Source organism: Pantoea endophytica (assembly GCF_002858935.1).
Taxonomy (GTDB): Bacteria; Pseudomonadota; Gammaproteobacteria; order Enterobacterales; family Enterobacteriaceae; genus Pantoea; species Pantoea leporis.
This window is the reverse complement of the sequence record NZ_PJRT01000005.1, coordinates 851,333-869,092: the sequence shown is the minus strand read 5'-3', so window position 1 is coordinate 869,092 and position 17,760 is coordinate 851,333. Positions and strand designations below refer to the sequence as shown.

Genomic DNA, 17,760 nt, shown 5'->3' with positions numbered 1-17,760 from the left:
AAATACCGTGAAAACCCTACGAATGGCATTGACCGCGTTGCTGCTGCTGGCGACCGCTAACGTGCAGGCGGCGGAGAAAGTTCGCCTGCTGCTTGACTGGTTTATCAACCCCAATCACGCGGCGATTTTTGCTGCCCAGCACAGCGGCGCGTTTAAGAAAGAGGGGCTGGATGTGGAGATGATCGCGCCCGCCGATTCCGCGTCCGTGCCGCTGCTGCTGGCGGCGGGCAAAGTCGATCTCGCCGTCAGCTACCAGCCGCAGCTCTACACGCTGGTGGATAAAGAGGTGCCGGTGATCCGCGTCGGCACGTTGATTAATCAGCCGCTGAATACGCTGACCACGGTGTCAGACGATATTCACTCGCTGAAGGATTTCGCTGGCAAAACCATCGGCTACGCGGTGCCGGGCACCGAAGACGTGGCGATCCGCAATATGCTAAAAGCGCAGGGCGTTGATGCCGACTCGGTGAAGCTTATCAACCTGAATATGGATGGCACCTCCGCGTTGCTAACGCACAAGATTGATGGCGCGATGACCATCTTTCGCAACTATGAGCTGCTGGATCTGAAAGACAAAGGCGCGCAGCCAACGGTGTTCAAGCCGGAAGATTACGGCGTGCCTGCTTATGATGAGTTGATCATCCTTGCAAACCAGAAAACTGCCGCGCAGGACAAACGCATTCCGGCGTTTTTACGTGGCCTGGATGCCGGCGTGGCGTGGCTACGCGCTCACCCGCAGGAAGCGTGGCAGGCGTTTATCGAAAAATATCCCGAGCTGAATACGCCGCTCAATCACGAGGCGTGGCAGGCGACGTTGCCATATTTCGCCCAGCACAGTGCGGCGTTTGATCGGGCGCGCTATCAGGCGTTTGGTGAGTATATGAAGGGTAATGGTGTGATTAAGGCTGTGGCGCCGATGGGGCGTTATTCGTTGTAGGTTGGTGCGATTTGCCCCTCACCCCAGCCCTCTCCCGCGCGTGGGAGAGGGAGCCGACCGCGCCCACCTAACCATTCTCTCCACCTAATTATTCCCTCTCCCGCCTGCGGGAGAGGATTAGGGTGAGGGCAACCACGCACAATTTCCCTTGCACCCACACTTATTTTTGATAATGATATTTATTCTCAACTATCAAGTGATGGACAACCTGATGCGTTTCCCCGCTCTTTCTCTGCTGCTTAGCCTGTTTTTCATCTGCACCCATGTTCACGCCAACGCAACCTGGCCGCGCACTATCTCCACACCAAAAGGTCCCTTCACGCTGCAACAGCCGCCGCAGCGCATTGTCTCGACCAGCGTTACGCTGAGTGGCACTTTGCTGGCAATTAACGCGCCGCTGATTGGCTCCGGCGCCACCAGCCGCAATAGCAGCGTATCGGATGCGCAGGGCTTTTTTACGCAATGGAGCGCGATGGCCAAAGCGCGTCAGGTTAAACCGCTCTATATCTCACAGCCGAATGCCGAAGCGATTGCCGCCGAAGCGCCGGATTTGATCGTGATTGCCGCCACCGGCGGCGATTCGGCGCTGCGCCTTTACGATCAGCTGCAAACCATCGCGCCGGTGTTAGTGATCGACTACGGCGATAAAAGCTGGCAGGCATTGACCTTGCAGCTGGGCGAGATTACCGGCCATGAAGCTGATGCCAATAAGGTGATCGCAGCATTCGACCAACGAGTCGAAGCAGTGCGTCACAAGATTACGCTGCCGCCGCAGCCGACCTCTGCGCTGGTCTATTACGAAGATGGACGCGGAATGAACTTGTGGACGCCAGCATCGGCGCAGGGCGCGCTATTACAGGATTTGGGCTTTACGCTGGCCGCGCCGCCCGCCAGTTTTCAGGGCAGCACCAGCATGGGTAAGCGCAATGACATTATTCAGCTGAACGGCGAAAACATGGCCGATGGCATCACCGGTAACACGCTTTTGCTATTCGCTGCTGATGAGAAAACCGTGCCGCAGGTGGCGAAGAATCCGTTCCTCGCCCATCTGCCGGCGGTACAGCAGCACGACATCTTTGCCGTGGGCAACGATACTTTCCGCCTCGATTACTACAGCGCCAGCAATATGCTCAGCAGCATCGAGCGGCAGTTTACCCGTTAAGCGTCTGCGGTGGCGGGCTGCGGCGCGTCCGGTTGTTCACTGAGGCGCGCCGAGCGCAGGCCGCGCGCCGCCAGCGACAGCAGCACCAGCAATCCCGCCGCCAGTCCACCAAACCACAGCACGCTGCTCAGCGGTGCCAGCACGCGTGCCAGCGCCCCCAAACCCAATGCCCCAACCGAATCGCCGGTCACATCCTGCGCGGTGCCGAGGCTGTTGACGCGTCCCAGCAGCGCATCCGGCGTGTGGTGCTGCGTCAGCATAAACTGCAATAGCGAGGCGATGGCGTTGCTGTAGCCGTAACACACCAGCGCCAGCAGCGCGGGCAGCAGATGGCTGTAAAGACCGAGTGAGGCGATACAGGCAAATGCCAGTAGCGCACAACCCATCAGCACCCATCCCGGGCGCGTTAACTGCCGCACCCAGCCGCTGGTAAAGGCACCGATCATCGCACCCAGCGGCACCGCCGAGTACATCAATCCTAATGCGGATGCATCGGCGTGATAGGTCAGCGCCAGCGCCGGGAACAGAATACGCACCGCGCCAACCATGCTGAGCAGCAAGCCAACCAGCACCACCGCGCCCACCACTTTATGCTGGCAGACAAACTGCATGCCGCTCGCCAGCGCGCGCAGCGGATGCTCCGGCTCCTGTTGTTCGGGCTTCATCGACGGTAAACGCACCAGCGGAATCAGCGTTGCTAGCGTACCAATCGCGGCGACCGCAAACGCCCACCCGACACCCGCCGCAACGATGATCATGCCGCCGAGCGCGGGCGACAAAATCGCGCCGAGGCGCACCGTTAGCATACTGAGCGCACCGGCTTCCGCCAGATGTTCACGTCCGACGATTAGCGGGATCACTGCCATTAGCGCAGTCATGCCGAGCGCGCCAAAGAAGCCATCCCAGAAGGCGAGGAAGTAGAGCGCCAGCAATGAAGGCGCTGGGCTGAAGGCGTTGAGGCTGAGCAGCACAAAACCGATGCCACAGGTGCCGCGCGCGAACAGGATTAATTTGCGGCGATCGTAGCGATCGGCCAGCACGCCGCCGAGCAGCAGGCCGATAAACATGCCGACGCCATCAAGCATTACCGCCACGCCAACCTGCAGCGTGGAGCCGGTCATCGCCTGAATTTGCACTGGCACGCCAACCGCCAGCATGCCAAGGGCGAATACCGAGAGCATGCGCGCGCAGAATATCGCGCGGAAGGAGGCGTTGTTTTTGAGTAAACTGAAATCTAAGAATATCGAGGGCTTAGCCATAAATCTCCAACGGTGAATCACATTTGCATCACCCGTAGCGGCGCAATTTATTGCGCGTTTTTTGACAGAACACGATGAATCGCGTCGCTACGGTATGTGCCTTAATTAACGCCGAGCTAACAAACGGTTTATCAAAGGTCCCAGCACCTGCAACGAATCTGCTGAAAGAATATCGGCGTGTTCGCAATCCAGCGGGAAGATCGTCAATTCATCAACGAACGGTGCCCAACTGGCGCGCACATCCATCTCCGGCGGCAGCGTTTTCTCGGCCATAAACAGCGTGGCGAGGCCGGCATAGCGCGGCGTTCGCGCTTCAGCCAGGCGTGCGACGGCGTCTTTGTAGTTCGCGACGATGGTGCTAAACATCACTGCCTTCTCTTCACGCAGTAGCGGATCGCGCTCATCTTCGGTGGCGGCCATAAACTCGGCCTGCTCACGCGCCACTTCCTGTTCCGCTTCATCGGCATCCGGCGTGCGCCAGTCCTGACCTTCTGCCGGATAGGTATCCAGCAGGCCAAGAAATGCCACCGTTTCACCTTGCGTCTGCAAACGTGACGCAATGCCTTGCGCCAGCGTGCCGCCGAGTGAATAGCCGAGCAGGAAATACGGACCGCTCGGCTGCTGCTGGCGAATCGCCTGCAGATGACGTTCACACATCGCCTCCACGCTGTGACAGGCAGCAATCACGCCGTTTGGCCGCGGCGATTGCAGGCCGACAATCGGGAAGTCGCCGTCGAGATAGTGCAGCAGGGCGCTGTACTGCCAGGCGAAGCCGGATGCCGGATGGATGCAGAACAGCGTCGGGCCGTGACCAGCGCGCAAAGGCAGCAGTTCGCCGTTGCCACCGCTTTCACTGTTGGTACCGCCGTCAAGCAGCGCCGCCAGCTTCTCCACGCTGCGCGCGGCGATGATCTGCCCGACGCTGAGCGGCGGCACCTCACGACGACGCAGTTCCGCCGCCAGACGCATCGCCAGCAGCGAATGACCACCGAGCGCGAAGAAGTCGTCATCGGCAAACACGCTGTCGCAACCAAGCAGCTGCTGGAACAGATCCGCCAGCAAACGCTCGTTGGCGCTGTGCGGCAGGCGGCCGCTGCGTGCGCTGAGCTGCGGCATCGGCAGCGCTTTACGATCCAGCTTGCCATTGGCGCTGAGCGGCAGATGGTCGAGCAGCAGATAGCTGACCGGCTGCATATGCGCGGGCAGACGTTCGCCCAGCTCCTGCTTCACCGCGTCGATATCCAGCGCCACGCCCGTTTCGGCCACCAGCCAGCCGAGCAGCTGACGGTTATCGACGCCCGGCGTGGCGTGCTGCGTCAGCGCGCGCGCCGCCACCACCGCCTGCGCCACGCCCGGCAGCGCCACTAGCGCCTGTTCGATTTCGCCCGGCTCGATACGCTGTCCACGCATTTTTAGTTGATCGTCGCTGCGGCCGAGATACTCCACCGCGCCGTCGGCGCGCCAGCTGGCGATATCGCCGGTGCGATACATGCGCTCGCCTTCGGCAAACGGCGCGGCGACAAAGCGCTGTGACGTAAGGTCGGCGCGATGCAAATAGCCATCGGCCAACTGCACGCCGCTGAGATAGAGATCGCCCGGCACGCCAACCGGTACCGGTCGCAGCAGGCTATCGAGAATATGCAGCTGCGTGTTCCACACCGGACGACCAATCGGCACGCCCGGCCCGTTAAGGCCTTCCAGCGCGCTGCCGCTGGCCGGTTGCCAGGTGACATCGACGGCGGCTTCGGTTGGGCCATACAGATTGTGCAGCGGCGCGGCGATCACCTCCTGATAGCTGCGCGCCAGGTCGCACGCCAGCGCTTCACCGCTGCAGAATACGCGGCGCAGCGTTGGGCAAGCTTGCTCGGTTTGCGCGGCGAGATGGCCGACAAAGGCCGCTAACATCGAGGGCACGAAGTGCAGGGTGGTCACGCGATAATCGTCGATCAGCTGCCACAGCGCCTGCGGATCGCGATGCGCTTCCGGCGGCGCCATCATCAGCTGCGCACCGGTCATCAGCGGCCAGAAAAACTCCCACACCGATACATCAAAGCTGCACGGCGTCTTCTGCAACACTACATCGTCGGCGCGCAGCGGATAGCTGGCCTGCATCCAGCGCAGGCGGTTGACGATGGCGCGCTGATTCACCACCACGCCTTTAGGTTTACCGGTCGAGCCCGAGGTGTAAAGCACGTAAGCCGGGCGACTGGCGTCCGCCTGCGGCAAAGGATGGCGCGGCTGAATGTGTTCACCGGCTAAACCATCAAACATCATCAGCGTGCCAAACGTGGCAAAGCGGGTTTCCAGCGCGGATTCGGTGATCAGCACCCACGGCCGCGCATCTTCCACCATGTAAGCCAGACGCTCATCGGGATAACCGATATCCAGCGGCAAGTACGCCGCGCCCGCCTGCAGGATGGCAGTGAGTGCAATGCTGAGACGCACCGAGCGCGGCAGCGCCACGGCGACGATATCGCCTGGCATCACGCCCGCTTCAATCAGGCGATCCGCCAGCAGCGCGGCCTGACGCTGCATTTCGCCGTAGCTCAGACGGTGGTCGACATCCATTAGCGCCAGCGCGTCCGGCGTGCGCGCCGCCTGCTGGGCAATCGCCTGTTGCAGGGTTTCATTTTCCAGCTGCACGCCGGTGTTATTCACCCAGGCGAGCAGCGATTGCTCGGCCAGCGTTTGCAACTTCCACTGCGTCAGCGGCAGATCCGGCGTGCTGACCAGCTGTTGCAACAGCAATAACAGCCGCTCGGCCAGACGTTCCGGCTCGCTAACGCAGTCGCGATACTCCATCAGCAGCGTCAGCTGTTCGCCCGGCAGCACCAGCAGCGTCAGCGGATAGTGCGTGTAACCGCGATTATGGATCGCTTCGCAGCGTACCGCGGCTTTGGCATCCAGCAGCGTTTGGTTGTCCGGATAGTTCTCCACCACCAGCAAGGTATCGAACAGCGTACCGGCGCCGACCAACTGCTGAATCTCGGCGAGGCCGAGGCAATCCTGCTCAATCAGCTGGATTTGCTGCGCCTGATGATCGGCGAGCTGCGCCAGTAACGGACGTTGATGATCGAAACGCACCCGCACCGGCAGCGTGTTGCTGAACAGGCCAACGTGCTGATCGATACCGTCAATCTGACCAAAACGGCCAGAAACCGGCGCACCAAACACCACGTCTTGCTGGCCGCTGGCGACCGACAGCAGCAAGCCCCACAATCCCTGCATCACGGTGTTCAGGGTTAAGCCGCGCGCCCGGCATAGCGCATAGAGTTCCCGCTCCAGCGTGGCATCCAGCGTAATGCGCTTTTCGTTGACCGCGCTGTCGGCGGCCTGCGGATAAAGCAGCGTCGGACGCACGTCTTTCAGGCAAGCTTGCCACTGCTGACGCGCTTCATGGCTGTCGCGCTGGCTGAGCTGACGCACGATGTCGGCGTAGCTGCTGCTGTGCGCGGGCAAGATCTGCTGGCGCAGCGCGCTGAGCAGATCGTTGAGGATCACCGGCGTTGACCAACCATCCACCACCAAGTGATGCGCGTTGAGCAGCAGCGTCCAGCGTGCGCCATCGCGATGGGCGATCAGCGTGGCGTGCAGCATGATTGGCTGGCTAAACAGATCCTGCGCCAGCGCCTGATGTTCCAACGCCTGAATGTCCTCTTCCTCGCCCAACTGAAGCAGCGTCAGCGGCCAGTGCAATTCGCCTTCCGGTATCAGCTGCAGCGGTTGCAGGCTGAGTTCGGCGTCGAAGCGCGCCGCCAGCTGCGGATGACGCTGTAACACCGCGTCGAGCGCGGTTTGTACCGCTGCGGCGCTGATGTCGCCGCTCAGCGTCATGCGGGTTAGTGAGTTATAGCTGCCTTGCTGCGTGGTGGTTTGCGCGTGGAACAGCAAACCTTTTTGCAGCGGTAACAACGGCAGCGCATGGCTAAACGCACCGTGACGCGCATGCAGCTGTTGCAGCAGCGCGTCATCAACGCCTTCCAGCGCCACCTCTGCGGCCACCAGCGTGTGGGCGGCGTGCTGCGGTTGCTGTTGGGCCAGCGCGATCAGCGCCTGCGCGGTAGCCGCCATTGCCTGATGTAAATCGGCAATCGCTTCGGCGTTGAGCACGCCGTCCGCCCAGCTCCAGTTCAGCGCCAGCTGCGCCGCATGTGGCTGCTCCTCAACGAAGACGTTGAGTTCCAACGCGTGCTGCAGCGGTAGCGCGTCATCCTGCAATACCGCGAAAGTGTCACGGAACTGTTGCGCGGTGCGCTGTGGCGTCCAGTCACCGCTGCGCGGTGTAAAGCGCCCGAGGTAGTTAAACAGCACCTGCGGCGCGTGTTGTGCTGCCAATTTTTCCAGCGTCACGCCGCGATGTGCATCGAGCCAGCGCAGCTGCCCGTAGCCAATACCGCGATCCGGCACCGCACGCAGTACCGCTTTCACCGCGCGTACGCACTCATTGAGCGGCGCATGAGGATTTTCTGGCAACGGCAGCAGTAAAGGGTATTCTGCCGTCAGCCAGCCGACGGTGCGCGCCAGATCCTGCTGCGCATGTAGTTCGGCACGGCCATGCGATTCCAGCGTGACGCGCTGCTGTGCGCTGCCGTTGAGCTGGCGCAGAGCGAGGGTCAACAAGGTCAGCAGCAGCTCTTCGCTGGTGGCGCGATAGTACTGCGGCAACGTGTTGAGCAGCGCGTGCGTGGTTGATGCATCCAGCAGCGTGCGTTGATGCTGTTGGCGATCGCCGGACTGAATCGCCCGTTGACCGACAAGCGGCAGCGGCTCGGCCAGCATCTGCTGCCAGAACGGTAACTCGCTGGCGCGCGCCGCAAGGTTCGCCAGCAGCGCGGCAGACCAGTCGTGCAGCGAGGTTTCCTCGGCGGGGATCACCAGCGGCGTGTTATTGAGCAGCGCGTCACCGGCCTGTTGCAGTTCTTCCAGCAATACGCGCCACGAGACGCCATCGACAATCAGGTGATGCAGCGTTAACACCAGCCCACAGCTGGCGCTATCTTGCTGCAGCAGCGTGGCGTGCAGCAGCGCGCCGTTAGCCGGGTCGAGCGCCTCAGCATCCTGGCGGAACGCCCGTTCCGCTGCTTGGTCGCGGTCCTGCACCTCCAGCGCACGCACGCGGGCAGGGCGCGTCGTCAGCGATTCGCCGACAATCAGCTGATCGCCACGCGTAAAGGCGTTGAGCGCCGGATGCGCCTGCGCCAGCTGATCGATCAGTTGTTCCAACTGAACGAGCTGCAACTGCGGCGGCACCGACAGCAGCACGCCGTGAGCAAAGCGCGCATTGATGCCCGCCTGGGCGTTGAACCAGTGCAGAATCGGCAAGCCGCCAATCTCGCCCTGTTGCGCCACGCGCGCGCCGGTGTGGTGTTGTGCCAGCGGCTGCAAACCCCGCGCCATGCGGGCGGCGGTACGTTCGGCAAAGATTTCGCGTGGACGCAACAGATAGCCAGCGCGACGGGCGGCGGTGCTGAGCCCCATCGCTGAGATGCTGTCGCCGCCGAGCGCGAAGAAATCATCTTCCGCGCCAACGCTCTCCAGCCCCAGCAGGCTGCCAATCGCGTGGCAAATCAGCTGCTCCTGCGGCGTGCTGGCGGCACGACTTTGACTTTGCTGCGCCTGTTGCGGCTTCGGCAGCGCCTGACGATCAATCTTGCCGTTAACGTTGAGCGGCAATTCGTCCATCACCATCAGCACCGCAGGCACCATGTAATCCGGCAGCTGCGTGGCCAGTTGCGCCAGCAAACGGGCGTTGAGATCGGCATCGGCGCGCAGCGCATCATCCTGCACCGAGCAGTAACCAATCAGGCGATGCGTGGCGCCCATTACTTCGGCGATCACCACGGCGGTACTGACTTCCGGCAGCGCCACCAGCGCGTTTTCCACTTCACCAAGTTCGACGCGGAAACCGCGCACTTTAATCTGGTGATCGGTACGGCCAATAAACGCCAGCTGTCCATCCTGACGCCAGCGCATCAGGTCGCCGCTGCGGTACATCACATCGCCGTCGCGGAAGGGATTAGCGACAAAGCGTCCGCTGGTGAGATCGGGACGACGCAGATAACCGCGCGCGATGCCGGTTCCGGCGATATACAGCTCGCCAGCGCAGCCAATCGGCACCTGACGCAACTGGTTATCCAGCAAATAGACTTCGCTGTTGCCCACCGGACGACCAATCACCGGCTGCGGTGACGCCATGACGCTGGCACCGAGCGTATCGATGGTGTATTCCGATGGGCCGTAATAGTTGTGGATCTCCATCTGCTGCTGTTGCTGCATCAGCTTCCACAGCGTTGGCGTGGCCGCTTCACCGCCAATCATCACGAAAGAGGGACGATGGTTATCGGCTTCCAGCAGGCCGCTGTCGATCATCTGCGAAAAGAATGACGGCGTGATATCCAGCAAATCAACCGGCACCGCGTTCATCTGCTGAATCAGGCCCCACGCATCGCGGCGCAGCTCTTCGTCGAAGATATTCAGCTCGCAGCCCATCAGCATGCAGAACAGCGGTTCCCATGAAGAATCGAACGAGAAGGAAGCGGTGTGACCGGCGCGCATGCGGCGCAGGCTGCTGGCGCTAAAGCGCGCAATCGCCGGGCCAAACAGATGCTCGCGGTGCGAAAGGAACAGATTGAGCAAACCTTGATGAGTGCTCATCACGCCTTTCGGGCGGCCGGTCGATCCTGAGGTGTAGATCATGTAGGCCAGATCGTCGCCGCACAGTGGGGTATCGGGTCGTGCGGTAGAAAGGGTGCTCAACGCAATCTGATCAATCAGCAGATTTGGCAGCTCCGGCATTTGCGCCAGCGTGCTGGAGTGCGTCAGCAGCAGCTTCGGCAGCGCGTCATCGCACATCAGCGCCAGGCGTTCGCGCGGATAGTCGAGATCGAGCGGCATATAGGCCGCGCCGCTCGCCAGCACGCCGAACATCGCTACCAGTGAATCCACCGAACGCGGAATGCCAATCGCCACCACATCGTCAGCCTGCAGGCCGCGCGCGATCAACAGATGCGCCAGTTGCATCGCGCGATCGGCTAACTGGCGATAGCTCAGGCTGCGCGCGCCGCACACCACCGCGGTTTGCTCGCCGTAGTGCTCAGCGGCTTGCAGCAGGATATCGACGATGGTGTGAGTGGCGACGGGCGGCACGATGGTTGGTCCGGTCGACCAGCGTTGCAGATCGATCAGTTCCTGGGGCGCCAGCAGTGACAGCGCGCCGATTTGCGTGTTGGCATCCGCCGCAAATTGCGTGAGCACGTGGCTGATGCGCTCGGCGTGACGTTGTAGCGTTTTTGCCTCGTAGCGGCGCGGGTTTGCCACCAGCGTCAGCTGCAATGCGCCAGCGAGGAAGCCGACTTCAAACTCGAGATCGTCGACCGGGCCCATCGCCAGCGTGTGCGTTGGAGCTGCATGGCCATCGAACTGCAGATCGTCGTGGTAAACCTTGACGTTAATCACCGGACCATACAGCGCCTGGCTGCTGCCGACCAGACCAAGATCGCGGCGCAGCTGTTCCGCCTCATAACGCTGATGGCGGCGCGCTTTGCGGATTTCGCCTTGCACCTGCTGCACCAGCATCGGCAAGGTCATCTCATCGCTGACGCTGAAAATCAGCGGCAACACGTTGACCACCGGGCCGAGGGCAGAAATCGCAGCCGAACCCATGCGGCGCATAAACGGGAAGCCAATCGACAAACGTTGGCAATTACTTAAGCGCGCCAGATAGGCCACCAACAGCGCGCTGACGATATCGCCTTCGCTGCTGTCGGCGAGTGGATGCTGCTGACGCAGCGTGGTCAGTTGCGGCAGCGTTACCTGACAGCTGATCGGGCGATCGCCGGGATCGCTGACGTTTTCACTGGCAAGCGTCAGGGTTTCCGGCAAATCCGCCGCGTAACTTTGCCAGTGGCTGGCGGAGCGGGCAAAAGCTGGCGAATCCTGCCACTGCTGAATCTCGTCAATCACCGTGGTGAACGGGGTAAACGGCGAGGGCGCGGGCGCTTCGCCGGCGCAAAGGGCGGCGTAGATCGCTGCGACGCGTTGAGTTAACGCTTCAAAGCTGAAGCCATCCACCAGCAAATGGTGATAGCGCTGATACCACAGCCAGCTGCCGTCGCCGATGCGCATCAGCGCGTGACGATAGAGCGGTTTGTCGCCGTCGGCGGGCAGATCGGCAGCGAGATCGGCCTGCATCAGTTTGTGCGCATGGCTGCTGGCATCGCCGCGCTGGCTGAAATCATGCCATTCCGGCGCGACCGGCGCTTGTGCACCAAACCACTGCGCCGGATTGCCCTGCTCATCCAGGCCGAAGCGCGCCTGCACGGTATCGGCTTCCGCCATTGCCTGCTGAATGGCGCTGTCCAGCGCCGCGCGATTGATGTCGCCGTGCAGCACGCTGTAGTGCGCCACGGTAAATTGATTGCGCTGCTGCGCAATGCTGTCAGCGATCCAGATGCCGGGCTGCGCCGCGACTAACGGATAAGGTTGGTTGAACGTTGCCAAAGGACAATTCCTGTCGAGAAAAACAATTTAAAAAAGAGAAAGTTAAAAAAATTTAATGCGCGGTAGACGACGTCTGTTGCGTCGCTGGCCGCATGTCGTGCCAGTTTGCTTCGATAAACTCAATGGCGGCGCTGCGCGTCAGCGGTCCCGCCACGATGTGCCAACCTGCCGGAACCGGGGCAAAAGCCGGCCACAGGCTGTACTGCTGGCGCGTGTTAAGTAGCACCAGAAAATCGAGCGCGTCGTTATCAAACGGATTCTGTTGTTCAGACATGGTGGTTACCTTCAGAGGTTGATGTAGGGGAGAGAAAATCGGCCAGCAGCCAGCGGCAGCCGTCGATCAAACCGCCACGCCAGCACAACGCATCGTGCCCTCCGGCGAAGCGGCGAAAATGTAATTCATGGCCTGCGGCCTGTAGCGCCGGGGCGATCTGTTGGTTGACGTACACCATGTCCGCCTCGCGATCGCCCACTTCCTGGAAAATCTTCAGCTTGCCCGGCGGTAAATCGCCCTGTTGCAGCCGCTCGAGTAGCAAGCCGGGTGCGTGCTGCTCGCGATTGGCGTAGTCGCGGATGTATTGCAGATGCGGCCACCAGAAGGAGCCGGATTGCGTAAGAATGCGGCCAAAACGCTGCGGCCAGTGCAATCCGGCATAGAGCGCGGCGAGTCCGCCATAGCTTTGCCCGGCCACCAGCGTGCGGTCAGCGTCGCTACTAAAGGCCGCGTGCTGGCGTGCCAGCGGCAACAGTTCCTGCTGCACCGCCTGCCAGAAGGTTTCATTGCACGGCAGTTCGGCTTCGCGGTGCTGGCTGTCGATGACATCGATAAACAGCCAGCAGGCGGGCGGCAGTGCGCCATCGGCGGTGACCTGATCCAGCGCGCTGAAAATTGGTTGACCGTACACCCAGTTTTGTCCATCGAGCAGAATCGCCAGCGGACGCTGTTCGGGCTGAGCGGTTGTTCCGGTGCTATAAAGCCAGACGTTGCGCGTGACGTTGAGCAACGCGCTGTGCCACTGCAGGGTTTGCAGCGTATCCGGCCAGGTTTCCGCCATGCCGGCATCCAGCGCGCGCCAGGCCGATTGATCCGGCGCATCCGGCATGTGCGCGTTGCTCAGCGCAAAACGGCGGCTGCTGAGAAACGGCGGCGTGGGATTGAATTTGTCGGGGATCGCCAGCGGCATCAGCGAGATCCACCACTTACGCTGCAGCGCGCGGCAGTCGGCATCATCGCCACAAAACAGCGGCGGTAACTGCTGCGCGGTGGCGGGGATCAGGCTATAACTGCCGCGCCAGTCAGATTCAATGGCAGTCGACCAATGCCAGACGTTGCTGTCGCCGACGCGCACCAGACTTTCTGGCGCTTCGCTGTGGTGATCGGTGACGCCGTTAATATCGATATAAACCCGTTCAGTGGAAGAACGTGCGGAATGTCCTTCGGGATCGCGCCAGAAGAAGTGCATGGTCGTTTGACCGCTTTCGTCACGCTCCACCAGCGGCGTACCGACCGCATATAGCCGCTGCCACCAGCTTTCGCTTCCTATTTCGGCCTGCTGCAACCATTGCGCAACTGTTCCGGCGGGCAACCAAGTCTGCGTTGTATTTTCTGCGCTTGTTTGAAACATCCTGCAACCCATCTCCACATTTTGTTCACTGTCTTTACTTAACCAAAGCTAATGCAAATGCTATTGATAACGATTTACATTTGCAATATGATTTTTCGTGCCTGATAAACCTTCGTAATTTCAGTGGATTATTTTGTGAAGGACGTCACGCAGGGAAATTAGGACCGTCAATAACGCAAGAGACTAATATTTCAATCCGTTACAGCCCTTGTCGTTGGGCGAGGGCGACTGAACGGATTATTTCATCTACAAGGCAGTTTGAAATAGAGATGGCAACTATGTCCGTTAACGCTAAAAATTCAGCAATACCTGCTGTGGCACGGCAGTTCAGATTCAATCCTCTGTACCTTTCTCTGGCCTCAATTTTGTTGGTGACACCAGCCGCCTTCAGTGTGGCTGCCGAAGAGACCCTAACCGTCAACGCCGACACGCGTGAAAGCGTGACTTCGCCGCTGCAGGGCTACGTGGCGAAAGAGAGCGCGGCAGGCACCAAAACCGCGACGCCGCTGCGCAAAACCCCGCAATCCATTTCGGTCATTACCCGCGAGCAGATGGACGATCAGGCTGCGGCCTCCGTCGCCGATGCGCTGAGCTACAGCAGCGGCGTGTTGACCAACTATCGCGGTAACTCCAACCGTAATGATGAGATCATCGCGCGCGGTTTCCGCTATGCGCCGAAATTCCTCGATGGCCTGAGCTACGGTTTATCCGGCCAGGCGGGCGCAGCGGGGCAGATCGATCCCTGGTTGCTGGAGCGCGTAGAGATGATCCACGGCCCAGCTTCTGTGCTGTACGGCCAGGTGAATCCGGGCGGTATCGTGGCCATGACCAGCAAGCGCCCAACTGCGCAGAGCATTCACAAAGTGCAGCTCAGCACCGGCAACCAGCATTTGGGTGAAGCAGCGTTTGATTTTGGCGGCAAGCTGAATGATGACAACACGCTGTTCTACCGCCTGAACGGTATTGCCAGCAGCAAACATGAGTTCGTTAAGGACAACAAACAGCAGCGCATGGCGATTGCGCCAGCGATAACCTGGCTGCCGAACGCGGACACCAGCTTAACGCTGCTGACGATGTATCAGAACGAGCCGAAAGCGGGATACCGTAACTTCCTGCCGGCCAGCGGTACGTTGAAAGAGAGCAGCGCGGGCTTTATACCTTACGATTTCAACGTCAGCGATCCGAGCTTCAACGAAGCCAAGCGCGAACAGACTTCGATCGGCTATATCTTCGAGCACAATTTAAGCGATAACGTCAGCTTCACGCAGAATCTGCGCTACAGCAACATGGACGAATCGTACAAATATCTGGTGTATACCTTTGATGCGGATAACGATCACTCGATCAACCGTCGTCCGCAGCATGACAAGATCAAGTCGAAAGAGTTGGGTCTTGATAACCAGCTGAAAGCCACCTTTGAAACCGGCAACATCGCGCATACCGTTCTCGGCGGGCTGGATTACAAGTGGAGCGACGTGGATAACAAACTGTGGCGTGACAGCGGCGATCAGTACATCCTCGACTGGGCGAATCCGACACGGATCAGCATCAACGAGAGCGATTTGACGCTCACTACCAGCACGCGCAAGAAGCTCGATCAGGTGGGCGTTTATCTGCAGGATCAGCTGGAGTGGAATCAGTGGAACCTGCTGCTCTCCGGACGTCACGACTGGAGCGAAGTGCGCACGCAGGATCGCACCGACGACAGTGAAACCCAGCAGAATGACAACAAGTTCACTGGCCGCGCGGGTCTGCTGTATGCGTTTGATAACGGCATTTCACCGTACGTCAGCTACAGCACCTCGTTCGAGCCAAACCTCAACAGCGGCGCGCCAGGCACCGATCCGTTCAAACCGACCACAGGCGAACAGACCGAAGTGGGCGTGAAGTATCAGCCGGTAGGTTGGGATGCGGTGTTTACCGTGTCAGCGTTTGATATCACGCAGAAAAACATCACCGCTTATAACAGCGTGACCGGTTATAACGAGCAGATTGGTAAAGTGCGTTCGAAGGGCATCGAAACCGAAGCGCATGCGCAGATCACGCCAGAGATCAAACTGTTAGCGGCCTATACCTACACCGATGCGGTGACCAAAGAGAGCAGTATCACGCAGCGCATCGGCCATTCACCGTCGAGCATTCCGCGTCATGCGGCGTCGGCGTGGGGCAGCTATACCTTCCTCGATGGCGTGCTGAGCGGCTTTACGCTGGGCAGCGGCGTGCGTTATACCGGCACCGCGCCAGCGGATGAAATTGGCGTCGATAAAGTACCGCACTACACCCTGTATGATGCGATGGCGAAGTATGAGCTGGGCGAAGCGGCGAACTCGCTGCGCGGCACCACGCTGCAGCTGAACGTCAACAACATCGCGGATAAGCACTACGTGGCGTCATGCAGTAATGAAAGCGCCTGCTTCTACGGCAGCGGTCGCACCATTGTGGCTTCCGTCAGCTACAGCTGGTAATTCCCTCCGGCGGCCTGCGTGGCCGCCGTTTCGTTTCGCATTCCGTGCGACGCGCTTTCAGCCGGGTATTTATTAAGCGGTTTTCGGAAAATACTGTATTTGTGTGACTGTCATCACTCTGCAAGGCACGTTAAAATACGCGCTTCTCATTTAGCAGGGGTTTTTCGTCACGATGTTATCGCGCTTCACTTTAGCCACTTTGATGGCAACAATCATGCTCACCGGCTGCGCCCGCCTTGCCGCCGTTACTGGTACATCTCATGACAGCACTGCGACTGCGGACGCATCCGCCGCTCAGCCTGCAACCGGCGCGCCAATCGACAATAATGATTCGCCTTCTCCATTCGAGACCGGCCCAACGGTGATTAACGTTTCGCACCTGGTGACGCGTACCGATGACGGTTCTTCTGTCTATGTGACGGTAGATGGTCAGGATGCGGGGTTGCTGAAGAAGGGTGAAAAACGAGAAATTCGTGTTGCGCCAGGTAAACACCAGATTGGTGGTTACGTGCAGACGCTGTTTGGTTTTGGCAAAGTGACCATCGCGTCCGTGGATGTCACCACCGATCCGAACAGCCCGAAAAACGTGGTCTATTCTGTAACGCGCCAGAAGCCCGCGTTCAGTGAAACCGACGCCACGCCGCCGAATAATTCCTGATGTATGGGTGCGCACAAATGCGCACCAGTATGGTTTTTTCAGGTCGCCATTCATGGCGACCTCGCTACATCAACTCCGGCTAAACACCAGTTTCAATCCCGCAACTGTGAAGCAGCAAGCCAGCAGCGCATCCAGCCCACGACGGATACGGCGATAGAAAGCCGCCATCACCGCGGTGGAAAACAGCAGCGCGTAACCGCCAAACACCAGCACACAAATTGCCGCGCAGCCTGCAATAATCATCGGCAAGGTTGATGCCGCCGCACCCGGTTTTAACGCCACCGACATGATCGCCACCCACGTCAAAATCGCTTTAGGATTGCCGACGTGCATCAAAATGCCCTGACGAAACATTCTGCCGAAGCGCGCTTTTTCGCTGACCGGTGCGAATTCACTGGCATCTGGCCGACGCAGCGCCGATTTCCCCGCCTTAAACGCCAGCCACAGCAGATACAATCCGCCGCCAATCTTTAGCACAACCAGCAGTTGCGCAAAGGTGGCCAGCACGGTGAGAACCCCGCAAGCCGCCAGCAGCGCCCACATCATTGAACCGCCAATCACGCCGCTCGCTAATGCCAGCGCCGCGCCGCGTCCCTGTTTCATCGCCGTGCCCATAATCGCCATATTGCTCGGGCCGGGACTGGCGGTAGCGACGAAATAGGTGGTGTAGATAAGAATCAGTTCATGTGACAGCGCCATAGGTTCCTCTGCGATGGCGGAAGTGAACCAATGTTATATCGCCTGAAGCTGCATTCTTCCAGAATGGTTTAACTATTCATCCTTGCTGCATCCTTACTCCCCATGCAACTCCTTCCTTAACAGCACCAACTCGCCCGCCAAATCGCGGCACAGCATCGCCGTCATCAGATGATCCTGCGCATGCACCAAAATCAGCGTGACCGGTACTTTACCGCTGCCTTCATCGGCACCAATTAACGCGGTCTGGATTTTATGCGCGGCTTTTGCGGCCTCGTCGGATGCTGCTAAAGCCTCATCGGCACCGTGCCAGTCAGCTTTACGCGCCTGCTGAATCGCCATCATGGCTTGCGATCGCGCCTCACCGGCATTAATCAGCAACTCCATCATCGTTTGTTCAAAATCCATATCCGCCTCACTTATTGGTATGCCAAATTGGTAATAACGATGCTACCGGAA

The 17,760-nt window shown here is 59.8% G+C and carries 10 protein-coding genes; 4 read left to right on the top strand and 6 right to left on the bottom strand.

What is annotated here, in order from left to right:
* Positions 1-7 precede the first annotated feature (7 nt).
* Entirely contained in the window at positions 8-937 is a 930-nt protein-coding gene (locus PZBJ_RS06555; protein ID WP_101761743.1) for an ABC transporter substrate-binding protein, read from the top strand.
* Positions 938-1,148: 211 nt separating this feature from the next.
* On the top strand, positions 1,149-2,099 hold the full coding sequence (gene fepB, locus PZBJ_RS06550) for a Fe2+-enterobactin ABC transporter substrate-binding protein (protein ID WP_101761793.1): 951 nt from the start codon (positions 1,149-1,151) through the stop codon (positions 2,097-2,099).
* Here fepB and entS read toward each other — a convergent pair.
* The 4 genes from entS to fes all read right to left on the bottom strand — a co-directional run bounded on the left by entS (position 2,096) and on the right by fes (position 13,482).
* The gene (entS, locus tag PZBJ_RS06545; RefSeq protein ID WP_101761742.1) at positions 2,096-3,358 is read right to left on the bottom strand and encodes an enterobactin transporter EntS; all 1,263 of its coding nucleotides are present in this window, start codon (positions 3,356-3,358) and stop codon (positions 2,096-2,098) included. The genes fepB and entS overlap by 4 nt on opposite strands.
* A 105-nt stretch (positions 3,359-3,463) precedes the next feature.
* Positions 3,464-11,857, bottom strand: a complete 8,394-nt coding sequence (locus PZBJ_RS06540) for a non-ribosomal peptide synthetase (RefSeq protein WP_101761741.1) — start codon at positions 11,855-11,857, stop codon at positions 3,464-3,466.
* Between the two features lie 52 nt (positions 11,858-11,909).
* Positions 11,910-12,131 carry an MbtH family protein gene (locus tag PZBJ_RS06535; protein ID WP_101761740.1) on the bottom strand — a complete coding sequence of 74 codons (222 nt, stop codon included), beginning with the start codon at positions 12,129-12,131 and terminating at the stop codon, positions 11,910-11,912.
* Positions 12,124-13,482, bottom strand: coding sequence for an enterochelin esterase (fes, locus tag PZBJ_RS06530; RefSeq protein WP_101761739.1), 1,359 nt, complete (start codon positions 13,480-13,482; stop codon positions 12,124-12,126). Before fes ends, PZBJ_RS06535 begins: the two co-directional genes overlap by 8 nt.
* Before the next feature lie 278 nt (positions 13,483-13,760).
* Between fes and PZBJ_RS06525 the strand changes: the two genes are divergently transcribed.
* Positions 13,761-15,947 carry a TonB-dependent siderophore receptor gene (locus PZBJ_RS06525; RefSeq protein ID WP_101761738.1) on the top strand — a complete coding sequence of 729 codons (2,187 nt, stop codon included), beginning with the start codon at positions 13,761-13,763 and terminating at the stop codon, positions 15,945-15,947.
* A 172-nt stretch (positions 15,948-16,119) separates the two neighbouring features.
* Complete coding sequence (locus tag PZBJ_RS06520; protein WP_101761737.1) at positions 16,120-16,605, top strand: hypothetical protein; 486 nt, start codon at positions 16,120-16,122, stop codon at positions 16,603-16,605.
* Between the two features lie 69 nt (positions 16,606-16,674).
* Here PZBJ_RS06520 and PZBJ_RS06515 read toward each other — a convergent pair whose 3' ends face one another.
* Both PZBJ_RS06515 and PZBJ_RS06510 read right to left on the bottom strand, forming a co-directional pair.
* Positions 16,675-17,304: a LysE family translocator gene (locus PZBJ_RS06515; RefSeq protein ID WP_101761736.1), complete on the bottom strand. Its 630-nt coding sequence runs from the start codon at positions 17,302-17,304 to the stop codon at positions 16,675-16,677.
* A 93-nt stretch (positions 17,305-17,397) separates the two neighbouring features.
* On the bottom strand, positions 17,398-17,709 hold the full coding sequence (locus PZBJ_RS06510) for a PTS lactose/cellobiose transporter subunit IIA (RefSeq protein WP_101761735.1): 312 nt from the start codon (positions 17,707-17,709) through the stop codon (positions 17,398-17,400).
* Positions 17,710-17,760 lie beyond the last annotated feature (51 nt).